At 70.8% G+C, this 12,758-nt stretch carries 10 protein-coding genes and 1 pseudogene; 9 read left to right on the top strand and 2 right to left on the bottom strand.

What is annotated here, in order from left to right; genetic code table 11:
• The first annotated feature begins 238 nt into the window (after positions 1-238).
• The 7 genes from ureA (at position 239) to CES90_RS36490 (ending at position 8,534) form a co-directional block, all read left to right on the top strand.
• Entirely contained in the window at positions 239-943 is a 705-nt protein-coding gene (gene ureA, locus CES90_RS36520) for an urease subunit gamma (RefSeq protein WP_189781244.1), read from the top strand.
• Positions 940-2,649, top strand: a complete 1,710-nt coding sequence (locus tag CES90_RS36515; RefSeq protein WP_189781243.1) for an urease subunit alpha — start codon at positions 940-942, stop codon at positions 2,647-2,649. Before ureA ends, CES90_RS36515 begins: the two co-directional genes overlap by 4 nt.
• A gap of 25 nt (positions 2,650-2,674) precedes the next feature.
• A complete protein-coding gene (locus CES90_RS36510) occupies positions 2,675-3,718 on the top strand; it encodes an agmatine deiminase family protein (RefSeq protein WP_189781242.1) in 1,044 nt (347 codons plus the stop codon).
• Positions 3,719-3,727: 9 nt separating this feature from the next.
• The gene (locus CES90_RS36505; protein WP_189781241.1) at positions 3,728-4,219 is read left to right on the top strand and encodes a hypothetical protein; all 492 of its coding nucleotides are present in this window, start codon (positions 3,728-3,730) and stop codon (positions 4,217-4,219) included.
• A 53-nt stretch (positions 4,220-4,272) separates the two neighbouring features.
• Positions 4,273-4,818 carry a TetR/AcrR family transcriptional regulator gene (locus CES90_RS36500; RefSeq protein WP_229913653.1) on the top strand — a complete coding sequence of 182 codons (546 nt, stop codon included), beginning with the start codon at positions 4,273-4,275 and terminating at the stop codon, positions 4,816-4,818.
• A 254-nt stretch (positions 4,819-5,072) separates the two neighbouring features.
• Positions 5,073-5,513, top strand: a complete 441-nt coding sequence (locus CES90_RS36495) for an Lrp/AsnC family transcriptional regulator (protein ID WP_189781239.1) — start codon at positions 5,073-5,075, stop codon at positions 5,511-5,513.
• Between the two features lie 51 nt (positions 5,514-5,564).
• Complete coding sequence (locus CES90_RS36490) at positions 5,565-8,534, top strand: aminotransferase (RefSeq protein ID WP_189781238.1); 2,970 nt, start codon at positions 5,565-5,567, stop codon at positions 8,532-8,534.
• Between the two features lie 70 nt (positions 8,535-8,604).
• Here CES90_RS36490 and CES90_RS36485 read toward each other — a convergent pair whose 3' ends face one another.
• A complete protein-coding gene (locus CES90_RS36485) occupies positions 8,605-9,999 on the bottom strand; it encodes a pyridoxal phosphate-dependent decarboxylase family protein (RefSeq protein ID WP_189781237.1) in 1,395 nt (464 codons plus the stop codon).
• A 101-nt stretch (positions 10,000-10,100) separates the two neighbouring features.
• Between CES90_RS36485 and CES90_RS36480 the strand changes: the two genes are divergently transcribed.
• Positions 10,101-10,571 (top strand): Lrp/AsnC family transcriptional regulator, encoded by a 471-nt coding sequence (locus CES90_RS36480; RefSeq protein ID WP_229913630.1) that lies wholly within the window; start codon positions 10,101-10,103, stop codon positions 10,569-10,571.
• 151 nt (positions 10,572-10,722) lie between these two features.
• Positions 10,723-11,407: pseudogene (locus tag CES90_RS36475) on the top strand (phytase); the annotation flags it as partial.
• A gap of 102 nt (positions 11,408-11,509) precedes the next feature.
• Here the strand turns inward: CES90_RS36475 and CES90_RS36470 are convergent.
• Positions 11,510-12,670 carry a substrate-binding domain-containing protein gene (locus tag CES90_RS36470; protein WP_189781235.1) on the bottom strand — a complete coding sequence of 387 codons (1,161 nt, stop codon included), beginning with the start codon at positions 12,668-12,670 and terminating at the stop codon, positions 11,510-11,512.
• Between the last annotated feature and the right edge of the window lie 88 nt (positions 12,671-12,758).

Genomic DNA, 12,758 nt, shown 5'->3' with positions numbered 1-12,758 from the left:
TGCGGGACCAGCAGGCCAGGACCAGGCCGAGCCACGTCGCGTGCAGGACCCGGCGGGAGGAGTGGCGGGCCGGGAAGCAGGCCGACGACTTCCCATGATCGGCCGCCTGAGGCGTCCCCGAAGATTAGAGCGCCGTGCAATGTGGTGGATCGGTATGGCTGAGTCAGCACTTCAAACACAGGCATTCCATGCTTAGAGTGTTGCTCTAACTTGAGTGAAGCGAGGAGGTGCCCGCGGCATGAGACTGACTCCCACGGAGCGTGACCGGCTGCTGCTCTTCGGAGCCGCCGAGCTGGCCCGCGCCCGCCGCGCCCGGGGCTTGCGGCTCAACGTGCCGGAGGCGACCGCGCTGATCGCGGACACCGTCTGCGAGGCCGCCCGCGACGGCGCCCGGCTCGCGGAGGCCGTCGAGCGCGCCAGATCCGTGCTCGGCCCGGACGACGTGCTGCCGGGTGTCGCGGACGTCGTCACCGAGGTGCACGTCGAGGCCGTCTTCGACGACGGATCGCGGCTCGCGGTTGTGAGCGACCCGATCGGCGGGAGTCTCGGTGAGCGGGCTCCGGGCGCGCTGCTGCCGGGACCCGAGCACGCCGAGCCCGAGGCGGCCGTCCGGCTGACGGTCACCAACACCGCCACCGTGCCGGTCTCCGTCACCTCCCACTTCCACTTCTTCGAGGCCAACCCGCGGCTCGACTTCGCACGGGAGAGCGCCTACGGGATGCGGCTCGCCGTACCCGCCGGGTCGTCCGTGCGGTTCGGGCCGGGGGAGAGCCTCGAGGTCGGGCTGGTGCCCATCGGGGGCGACCGGATCGCCATCGGGTTCGCCGGTCTGGTCGACGGGGCACTGGACGCGCCCGGCGCCCGCGAGGAGGCACTGCGCCGCGCCGCCGCCTGCGGCTACCTCGGCGTACCGGAAACACCTGATCAGGAGGTCGAGCGATGAGCCGCCCAGGAGGTCACCCCGCCAAGGCCCGCCGCCTCAGCCCGTACGAGTACGCCGCCACCCACGGCCCGCGCGCGGGCGACCGGATCCGGCTGGGCGACTCCGGCCTGACGATCCGCGTCGAGTCCGACTCCCAGGCTTACGGCGACGAGTTCCTCGCCGGGTTCGGCAAGACCGCCCGGGACGGACTGCACCTCAAGGCGGCCGCCGTCCGGGAGACCTGTGACGTGGTCATCAGCAACGTCGTCGTGATCGACGCGGCGCTGGGGATCCGCAAGGTCTCCATCGGCATCAGGGAAGGCCGGATCTGCTCGGTCGGGCGGGCCGGGAACCCCGACACCCTCGACGGGGTCGACGTCGTCGTGGGCACCGGGACCTCGATCGTGTCCGGCGAGGGACTCATCGCGACCGCCGGAGCCGTCGACACCCACGTCCACCTGTTGTCGCCGCGGATCATGGAAGCCTCGCTCGCCTCCGGCGTCACCACGATCATCGGGCAGGAGTTCGGGCCCGTGTGGGGCGTCGGGGTCAACTCGCCGTGGGCGCTGCGGCACGCGTTCAACGCCTTCGACGCCTGGCCGGTCAACATCGGCTTCCTCGGGCGCGGTTCGTCCTCCTCCCCGGCGCCCTTGGTGGAGGCCCTCGCCGAGGGCGGCGCGTCCGGCTTCAAGGTGCACGAGGACATGGGCGCCCACACGCGCGCCCTGGACACCGCCTTGCGTGTCGCCGAGGAACACGACGTCCAAGTCGCCCTGCACAGCGACGGGTTGAACGAATGCCTGTCGGTCGAGGACACCCTGCGCGTGCTGGAGGGCCGGACCATCCACGCCTTCCACATCGAGGGCTGCGGCGGCGGACACGTCCCGAACGTGCTGAAGATGGCCGGCGTCCCGAACGTCATCGGCTCCTCCACCAACCCCACCCTCCCCTTCGGCCGGGACGCCGTCGCCGAGCACTACGACATGATCGTCTCCGCCCACGGTCTCAAGACCGACCTGCCCGGCGACGCCGCCATGGCCCGCGACCGCATCCGCGCCGGGACCATGGGCGCCGAGGACGTGCTGCACGACCTGGGCGCGATCGGCATCACGTCGTCGGACGCCCAGGGGATGGGACGGGCCGGCGAGACCGTCCGCCGTACGTTCGCGATGGCCGGGAAGATGAAGGCCGAGTTCGGCGCACCCGACGACCACGACAACGAGCGCGTCCTGCGCTACCTGGCCAAGCTGACGATCAACCCGGCCATCGCGCACGGCCTCGCCCACGAGGTGGGCTCGATCGAGGTCGGCAAGCTCGCCGACATCGTGCTGTGGCGGCCGGCGTACTTCGGCGCCAAGCCGCAGCTGGTGCTCAAGGCCGGCTTCCCGGCGTACGGCGTGGTCGGTGACCCCAATGCGGCAACCGACACCTGCGAACCCCTCGTCCTCGGCCCGCAGTTCGGGGCCCACGGTGCCACGCCCGCCGACATCTCGGTCGCCTTCGTCGCCCAGGCGGCCGTCGACCAGGGAGGCGACTCGATGCCGACCCGGCGCCGCAGGGTCGCCGTACGGGCCACGCGCGGCATCGGGCCGGCCGACCTGCGCCTCAACTCCCGTACCGGAGCGGTCGATGTGGACCAGCGCACGGGGCTGGTCACGCTCGACGGAGAGCCGCTGCGCTCCGAACCGGCCGAGTCCGTCTCCCTCAACCGCCTGTATTTCCTTTAAATGTCACAGCCTGTGAGGATCACTCATGTCTGCTGCCGCCGACGGCTTCCGCATGCCCGCCGAGTGGGCCCCGCACGAGCGCACCTGGATGGCGTGGCCGGGCCCGAACCCGACCTTCGACGACCCCGAGGACCTCGCCGACGCGCGCATCGCCTGGGCCTCGGTCGCCCGCGCGGTGCGCCGCTTCGAGCCGGTGACGGTGGTGTGCGGCCCCGGACAGTCGGCCGAGGCGCGCGCTCTGCTCGGGCTCGGCATCGACACGGTCGAGCGGGACCTCGACGACGCCTGGATGCGTGACATCGGGCCCACGTTCCTCACCAACGGCGCCGGTGAACTCGCCGCCGTGGACTGGACGTTCAACGGCTGGGGTGCCCAGGACTGGGCGCGCTGGGAGCACGACGCGAAGATCGCCGTGTACGTCTCCGACCTCGCGGGCTCGACGAAGACGTACACCTCGGAACTCGTCAACGAAGGCGGTGCCATCCACGTCGACGGCGAGGGCACGGTCCTGCTGACGGAGACGGTCCAGCTCGGGCCGGAACGCAACCCGCACTGGACCCGCGAGCAGGTGGAGGCCGAGATCCACGCCCACCTCGGCACCCGCAAGGCGATCTGGCTGCCGCGCGGCCTCACCGGCGATTACTCCGGCTTCGGCACCCTCGGCCATGTGGACATCGTCGCCGCGTTCGCCCGTCCCGGTGTGGTCGTGGCCCATGTGCAGCCGGACCCGGCCCATCCCGACCACGAGGTGACGCAGGAGGTCGTCGGCCTGCTGAAGGCGCAGACCGACGCGCGCGGCCGCCGCCTGGAGGTCGTCGAGGTGCCCGCCCCGACCGTCCTGGAGGCCGACGGCCACTGGGCCGACTACTCCTACATCAACCACTATCTCTGCAACGGCGGCGTCGTCCTGTGCGGCTTCGACGACCCCCGTGACGAGATCGCCGCCGACATCTTCCGCCGGCTGTTCCCCGAGCGGACGGTGACACTGGTGGACGCGCGGACGATCTTCGCGGGCGGCGGCGGCATCCACTGCATAACCCAGCAGCAGCCGAGGGCCGTGGTCAGGTAGAACGTACCGGTGAACGTACTGCTCTGCGCCACCTGCGGCACACGGCTGACCGAGCCGGTCCGGCAGCTCGACGAGATGCCCGAGTACCCCGGGTGGGACGGCCTTCCTGGCCCGGACGGCCGACGGCACGGCCCGCCGAGCGTTCCGCGCGGGACGTACGTCGTCGACCCGCTGCCGTTCGGGGCGCCGTTCGAGCCGGTCGGTCCCGACGAGGAGTACGACGGGATCGTGGCCGGCGGCATGTGGAAGTCCGACGAGCGGGGCTTCCTGGTCTCCGCCGGGCCGCGCGGCACCTACGTCCTGCACCCGGACGACGTCGTGGACCTCGCCCCGCATCCCGACCTGCACCGCCTCATCGGCTGCTGCGGGCCGGACGGCCAGGCCGGGGTCAACCACGTCTGCGCGTGCGGGGCCGAGGTCGCGATCGTCGCCGCCGACTGCACGAGCGGCTACGAGACCCGGCTCGTCCCCGGCGCCGTGCGGGTGGAGGACGCCGAGTGAACACCCGCCGCCGCACCCCCGCCCCGCCCCGCGAGGACGTCCTCGCCGCCGCCATGCGGATGATCGCCGAGCGCGGTCTGGAGAAGCTCACCATGGCGGCGCTCGGCCGTGAGGTCGGGATGAGCAGCGGCCATCTCCTCTACTACTTCCACTCCAAGGACGAACTGCTGCTCCAGGCCCTGGAGTGGAGCGAGGGCCGGCTCGGCGCCGAGCGCGGCCGGCTGCTGACCCGCACCACGTCCGCCCGTGAGCGGCTTGACGCGTACGTCGACCTCTACGTGCCCGACGGCCACCGGGACCCGCACTGGACGCTGTGGCTGGAGGTCTGGAACCGCTCGCAGAACGCCGACGACACGGCCCGCGACCGCCAGGCCGCGATCGAGGGCGCCTGGCACCGCGACCTGGTGGCACTGCTGGCGGAGGGGGTGTCGAGGGGCGAGTTCCGGCCGGTCGACCCGGACCGTTTCGCCGCCCGGCTGCGGGCGTTGCTCGACGGGTTCTCCATCCATGTGGCGATCGGGCTGCGGGGCACGGACCGGGCACAGGTCATGCGCCACGTACGGGAGTTTCTTGACGACAGCCTCCTCGCGGACTCCTGAGTCCAGGTCCAGGTCGTACGCAGTACTGCGGTTGACCCTGTAGCGCGTGGTGCGCACCTGCGGTGTCCCCGTCGAAGACGAGTCGGCTGTTCCGCTTGTCCAGGACCAGCCCCTCGGACAGCTCCCGCACGGGAACCCGCTCACCCGATTCGCTCGATTCCATCGTCCTCACGCTTGAATCGAGCACGCGGATGGGGCATCGTGCTTGAAGCAAGCTCAACGCCTGCCGTTCACGCAGGAGAGAGAGGTGCTGCATGGACGACATCGACCGGGCCATCCTGCGGGAGTTGCAGGTCGACGGCCGGATCCCTTACGCCGATCTGGGGCCGAAGGTGGGGTTGTCACCCTCGGCCGCGAGGCTCCGGCTGCAGCGGCTGATCGACACCAAGGCGGTCCAGGTCGTCGGAGTGACCGACCCGATGACGATGGGCCAGCAGACGATGGCACTCCTGGGCCTGCGCATCGACGGCGATTCCCGGGCGGTCGCCGATGAACTGTCCCGGCACGACGAAGTCGTGTACACGGTCCTGACGGCCGGCGGCTTCGACCTGTTCGCGGAGGTGGTGTGCCCTCAGCCCCGGGATCTTCTGGACTTCATCAACGACGTCGTGCGGCCCGTCGAGGGTGTCGCATCCGTGGAGAACTTCCCCTACTTCGCGATTCACACGCACCGCTTCCTGTGGCACGTCGACTGAGACATCCGAGCGTTCGAGCCCTGATCGCCCGCACGAGCCGAGGGACCCCGCATGCTGCCCGACGAGTACCGCACGATCGACTTCTTCACCAAGGACGCCCTTCCCACACCCCGCATGGCGCCGGCCGAGGCCGAACTCATCGCTGCCGAACACCTCGGCATCACCGCTCGCGCGCAGGCGCTGGGCAGCCAGCAGGACGCCAACTTCCTGCTGCACGCCGACGACGGGACGCCCGCGGCGATTCTGAAGATCGCCAACCCCGCCTTCGGCACGGTGGAGATCGAAGCCCAGGACGCGGCAGCCGACCTGATCGCCTCGGCCCGCCCGGAACTGCGCATCGCCACGGTCCTGCGCCGCCCTGACGGCTCCCCGCGGCGCACGACGGTGGACACCGAGAACGGTCCGGCCGTCGCGCGCCTGCTGCGCCACCTGCCCGGCGGCACGCTCTCGGGACCACGGCACCTGTCGCCCGGCACCGTGGCGGGCATGGGCACGCTCGCCGGAAAGGTCAGCACCGCCCTGCGCGACTTCCGGCACCCGGGCCTCGACCGCGTGCTCCAGTGGGACCCGCGGCACGCGGATCGCGTCGTCGCCAGGCTCGCCGGGCACATCGACGAACCCGACCGGCGCACCGCCGTCCGCACCGCGACCGCCGAGGCCTGGGCACAAGTCCAGAAGCTCGCCGCCGCGTTGCCGTCGCAGGCCGTGCACCTGGATCTCACCGACGACAATCTGATCCGCTGTCCCGACAGCCGTCCGCCCATGCCGGACGGGGTCATCGACTTCGGTGACGTGACCACCAGCTGGGCGGTCGGCGAACTCGCCGTGTCACTGTCCTCGATGCTCCACCACGACGGTATCGAGCCTCACCATGTGCTGCCGGCCGTCCGCGCCTTCCACGCCGTTCGGCCGCTCTCCCCCGAGGAAGCCGAGGCGGTGTGGCCGATCGTGGTCCTGCGCGCCGCCGCCCTGGTGGCCAGCGGGCGGCATCAGGCCGCCGTCGACGAGGACAACGTCTACGCCAAGGCCGCGCTCGACCGCGAATGGCGCATATTCGAACAGGCCACCTGGCTGCCCCTGCCGGTGATGATCCGCCTCATCAGGGACGCGACCGGCATGGCCGAGGTGCCTGCCCGGACCGCGCAGGCCGATGCGCCGGTGCGCCCTCTCCTGCGGGACCTAGTCGCCGACGACATCACCCTCCTCGACCTGTCCACCGACGCCGATGCCATGGACCACGGGGCCTGGACGGACGCCGGCACCGAGGCCCGGCTGGTGACCTCCGCGCTCACGGACGGAGCGGCCGCCGTCGCCACCCGGTACGCCCATGCGCGACTCACTCGGACACCGGCGCTGTCGGCGGTGTCCACCGCCACGGTGCCCACCGGAACCGACCTCTGGCTCGGCCGGGACGCCGTGGTGCAGGTGCCCGCCGCGGGGAAGGTCCTCGCCGCGGCGCCGGGCCACGTGGAACTCACCTACGGCGCGCAGACGCTGTCGCTGTCCTTCCCCCGCGCGGTCCAGCCCCTGGTCACCACCGGTGCGACGGTGCAGGCGGGCGAGGACATCGCCCACCTCGGCTCCGGTGCCTCGGTCCACGTCGCGCTGCGCGACGCCGACGGCCCCGCTGTCCCGCGCCTGGTCCGTCCCGAGTACGCCGCCGGCTGGCTCGCGCTCACCGCCGACCCCGCCCCGCTCCTCGGCCTGGCGGCCGACTCCGGCCGTACACGCGAGAGGGACCTGCTCGACCGGCGTGCCGCCGCGTTCGCCACCGTGCAGGAGCACTACTACGCCAACCCTCCGCGTATCGAACGTGGTTGGCGCCACCATCTGCTGTCCACCGACGGACGGTCGTACCTAGACATCGTCAACAACGTCACCCCACTCGGTCACGCCCACCCCCGCGTCGAGCGGGCGGTCTCCCGGCAGTTGCGGCGGCTCAACACCAACTCGCGCTTCCACTACGCCTCCGTGGTGGAGTTCACCGAGCGCCTCGTCGCCCTCCTCCCCGACCCGCTGGACACGGTGTTCCTCGTCAACTCCGGTTCGGAAGCGGTGGATCTGGGCCTTCGCCTGGCCATCGGGGCCTCCGGCCGGCCCGACGTCGTCGCGCTGCGCGAGGCGTACCACGGCTGGACGTACGCCTCCGACGCGGTCTCCACCTCCCTCCAGGACAACCCGAACGCCCTGGCCACCCGCCCGAGCTGGGTGCACACCGTGGACTCGCCCAACTCCTACCGCGGCTGCCACCGCGGGTCGGATGCCGTGCGCTACGCACCCGAGGCCGCCGCGGTGATCGACGAACTGGCCGCTGCGGGCCGCCCGGCGGGAGCGTTCATCGGCGAAACCTTCTACGGCAACGCCGGAGGAGTCGCCCTTCCCGACGGCTATCTCGCCCAGGTGTACGCGGCGGTACGGCGTCACGGCGGCCTGGCCGTCGCCGACGAGGTCCAGGTCGGATACGGCCGCCTGGGACACTGGTTCTGGGGCTTCGAGCAGCAGCAGGTCGTCCCCGACATCGTCTGTGTCGCCAAGGCCATGGGCAACGGACACCCCCTCGGCGCCGTCATCACGTCCAAGGCGGTCGCGGACCGGTACCGCGACCAGGGCCACTTCTTCTCCTCCACCGGCGGCAGCCCCGTCTCCAGCATCGTGGGCCTCACCGTCCTGGACACCCTGCGCGACGAAGACCTCCAGGGCAACGCGGCGCGCGTCGGCGGCCATCTGAAAAGCCGGCTCGAGGCACTGGCCGACCGCTACGGCATCATCGGCGCCGTCCACGGCTCGGGCCTCTATCTCGGCCTCGAACTCGTGCGGGACCGCGCCGACCTGGAACCCGCCACAGAAGAGACCGCCGAACTCTGCGACCGCATGCTCGACCTCGGCGTGGTCGTCCAGCCCACCGGGGACCACCTCAACATCCTCAAGATCAAGCCACCGCTGTGCATCGACACCACCGCGGCCGACTTCTTCGCCGACATGCTCGACCTGGCCCTCACCCAACTCGGCCACTCCCGCTGACGCGGCACATCCGAAAGGCCCGGGTCCCGGCCCGCCGATGACCGGAATCGCATACAGGGGACCCGGCCACTCACTGGCGGAGTGTGCGGAGAGTGTCGATGATGTCGCCGGCACGGGTGTCCGGGTTGACGAAGGCCAGGCGCAGCACCGTTGCGCCGTTCCACTGGGTCGGCACGCACAGCATGGCGCCCGTTTCGGCGGCACGGGCGGACCATGACGCGTATTCCTGCGGGCCCCAACCAGGGCGTTCGAAGAGGACGACGGACAGCTCGGGCTCGATCGTCAGGCGTAGATGGTCACTGGCGCGTATGGCGTCGGCGACCAGTCGGCTGGTGGTCAGTGTCTGTTCCACGGCACGCGAGTACCGCTCGGTTCCGTGGACGGCCAGGCTGAACCAGAGCGGCAGACCGCGGGCGCGGCGGCTGAGGTGGAGGGCCAGGTCCGACGGATTGTGGACGTCGCGGTCGATGGCGTCGAGATAGTGCGCCGACTGACTGTGGGCGGCGCGTGCCGCTGCGGGGTCCCGGTAGAGCAGTGCGCAGCAGTCGTAGGGGGCGAAGAGCCATTTGTGCGGATCGACGATGAAGCTGTCGGCGCGTTCGATGCCGGAGTAGAGGTGCCGCACACTGGGTGCCGCCAGGCCCGCTCCGCCGTAGGCACCGTCGACGTGCAGCCACACCTGGTGGCGTTCGCACGCCTCGGCGATGTCATCGAGGTCGTCGATGAGACCGGCATTGGTGGTCCCGGCGGTCGCCACCACGGCGAACACGCCGGTCGTGGAGTCCAGGACCGCGTTCACGGCCGCCCCGGTGAGGTGTCCCCGCTGGTCCACGGGTGCGGTGACGACTTCGATGTCCATCGCTTGTGCCGCGGACCTGATCGAGGAGTGGGCGCTGTCGGCACACACGATTCTCCAGCCGTCCGCCGGCCGGGTGCGGGATGCGGCGGCAGCGGCGCGGGCGGTGATGAGAGCCGAGAGGTTGCCCATGGTGCCGCCGCTGACGAAGCATCCCGCTGCGGTGCTGGGCCATCCGAGCAACTGGGTGAGCCAGGCCAGCGCCTCGTTCTCGGCGTGGATGGCGCCGGCTCCCGCCTCCCAGGTGCCCGCGAAGATGTTCGCCGCGCCGGTGACCGCGTCGAAGGCGAGTGCGGCACGGGTGGGGGCCGCGGGGATGTACGCGAGGTTCGTCGAGCCGTTCTGGGCGCGGGTGGCAGGTGCCAGGACTCGGTCGAAGAGTTTGAGGGCCGCGGAGCCGCCGATTCCCCAGGGGGTGATGGCCGTACCGGCCGCGAGGGCGAGGTCGGCGGCGGGGCGGGCGCCGGCCACCGGATCCGGAGCCCGCGTGATGCGCCGCCGCGCGTAGTCGAGGGCGGCCGCCACGATCTCGTCCTCGTCACCCCATACCCGGCTGTCGACGTGGGGAGCTCTGTTCGCTGACGTGTTGTCGCATTGCGCTTTTTGCATGGCGAGAACCTAGAAAGGTGCATCGGAATGCGCAATATGTGGCATGAATTATGAGCAGAATGCTCAATGTGGCACGCCCGCGCTGTGCCATACTGGGCACCATGCGAAACGTCGACGCCCTCGACGCCCGGATCCTCCTGGCGCTCGACGCGGACCCCCGGGCCACGACCGTTGCCCTGGCCGACCGACTCGGTCTGGCCCGCAACACCGTGCAGGCGCGTCTGAAGCGACTGGAAGAAAGCGGTCAACTGAGGGAGCACAGCCGGCGCGTGGCACCCGAGGCTCTCGGCTATCCACTGCTGGCACTCATCACGATGTCGATCAGCCAGCGCGTGGGGCAGTCCACCCGCGAGACGATCCTGCGCATTCCCGAGGTGGTCGAGTTGCTCGTCACCACCGGCGACGGCGACCTGCTCGCCCGCGTTGTCGCCCGGGACACCACAGACCTGCACCGCATCACGAACCTGTTGCTGGAAGCGCCCGGGGTCGTCCGGTCCAACACCACCATCGTCCTGCTCGAGGTGCAGCCCTTCAGTGTCCGGTCCCTGCTGGAGCGACACGCCGGCCCCTGACGGCATCGCGCGCGGGTGCGCTCGAGTCGCTGGAGCTCATGCAGATATCGCAGTGAGAAGCCCAGGTCGTGTCTGGCGGGAGGAGGGTCAGGCCGGGGTCGTGGAGCCCGGTCGGCGAGGTAGGCCTTGGCCCGCCGAAGCCACGCCGAAGGCGACCGCCACCGGCGCGGTCACCTACCAGCAGGTGCGCACCCTCGAGCTGCCGTCCTCCCTCACCTCCCCAACGGCACGTCCTGGACCCCCTGCGCCGACCCCGGTGACCTCCCGCAGGTCGAGGGCATGGTCGTCGACCCCGTCAACAAGGTGCTCTACGCCGGCCAGGAGGACGTCGGCATCTGACGGATGCCCGCCGACCTCGGCGCCAAGCCGAAGCTGATCGACAAGGTGCGCGAGTACGGCGTCCCCGCGACGTTCGACGAGGCGACCGAGGAGTGCGTCGCGGGCGCGGACCCCGGCTACGGCGGCACGCACCTGTCCGCCGACGTGGAGGGCCTGACCATCCTCGACGAGGGCGATGGCGATGGCGACGGATACCTGCTCGCCTCCAGTCAGGGCGACAACACCTTCGCCGCGTACGACCGCGAGGTGTCCGACAACAACGAGTACGAGAGCGGCTTCCGTATCGCCGCCGGCACCGTCGACGGCTCCGAGGAGTACGACGGCGCCGCCGTGCTGAACGCCCCCTGGGCTCCCGCTACCCGAACGGCCTGCTGGTGGTGCAGGACGGGCACAACACCCCGGACGAGACGGACGCGGACGGGGAGACCCGGGACAACACCAACTTCAAGTTCGTCGATCTGGGCAAGCTCACCGACACGCTGGACGGGGATGGCTGAGGCCACCCAGTGATCACCACTTGATCACCACGTGATCACCACGTGCGCCTCCGCCTTATGGGCATCCGCCTCATGGGGCGGAGGCGCACGTGTACGCGTTCCTCACTTGTCCCAGATCCCGCGGTAAGCCTCGCGGTAGCCCTCGGAGTCCCAGGACAGTGCGCCGCCGCTGTTGGCCGCGGTGGTGATGTGGACGGGGGCGACGTACCCACTGGCCGGCTTGCCCGCGAAGGCGCGGTTGAACTCGTCGATGATCTGCCAGCCCTGTTCGGACAGCGGCTCGGGCACGGTGGCGGCCTGGAATTCCTTGCTGTTGATGCGTTGGAAGGCCGACGGGTCGCCGTCACCGGCGCCGATGTTGAACGGAGCGCCCGCACCCTGCCTGCCGGCGGCGCGCAGCGCGGAGTCCGCGTGGTCGAAGTACAGGTCGTTGATGGCGGCGGAGTGGGTCCACCTGTCGCCGAAGCGGGACGACAGGGAGGAGACCCTCTCGACGGTGCGGCTGCCCGCCTCCGGGATGGGGATGTCCTCGTAGCTCAGCAGCTCGACGTCGGAGCAGGTGGCGAGTTCCTTCTTGATCAGCTCGGACTTGCGCTTGGCGAAGGGGATCGAGGCGTCGGTGAACAGGACGACGCCCGCACGGCCGTTGGACCGCGCGATGATCCAGTCGGCGCTGATCCTCGCCACGTCCTCGACCCTTGTGGTGATGTTGCTGAACAGATCCGGCTTCTCGCTGGGGCCGGGGGCGGCCACGGCGTGCCAGCCGATCAGCGGGATGCCGGCGGCATTCGCACGCTCGACCTGCCGGGGGGTGGAGGCGGGATCGAAGCCACCGATGACGATGCCGTCGGGTCTGAGGGCGAGGGCCTCGTCGAAGGCGGCCTTGATTCCGGCGGGCGTGCCCTGGCCGTCGACGGTGCGGACGCGCCAGCCGATGACGTCGGCGGCTTCCTGGGTGCCCTTGGCGACGCCCGCCACGCCCGGATTGGTCAGGGTCTGGGCGATGAAGACGATCATCCTGTCGGGGACGGCACGGGGCCCGTCGGTCGGTCCGGCCCAGGGGGCGTTGACGTCCTCGGCCTTCTTGACGGCCCGCTTGGCCTCGGCGAGAACGGCGGGGCAGCCGGGTCGGGACGAGCCGCCGGAGGTCGCGGCGACGGATCCGGCGGTGGTGGAACCGCTCTCGCAGCCGGTGACCACGGTGACGGCGGCCGCGGCCAAGAGGGCGGTGGCTGTCACGGCCGCCTTGCGGGTGGGGTGCACGGGGTCTCCAACACGGTGCGAGAGAGGGCTGGGCGGGGAGGGCGAGCGGTCGGTTCGCGTCGGATACCTCGCAAATGCTCAGAAATTC

This window comes from Streptomyces capitiformicae (assembly GCF_002214185.1).
In the GTDB taxonomy this organism is placed as follows: domain Bacteria; phylum Actinomycetota; class Actinomycetes; order Streptomycetales; family Streptomycetaceae; genus Streptomyces; species Streptomyces capitiformicae.
The sequence above is the reverse complement of the archived record's forward strand: the minus strand, read 5'-3'. Positions and strand labels throughout refer to the sequence as shown.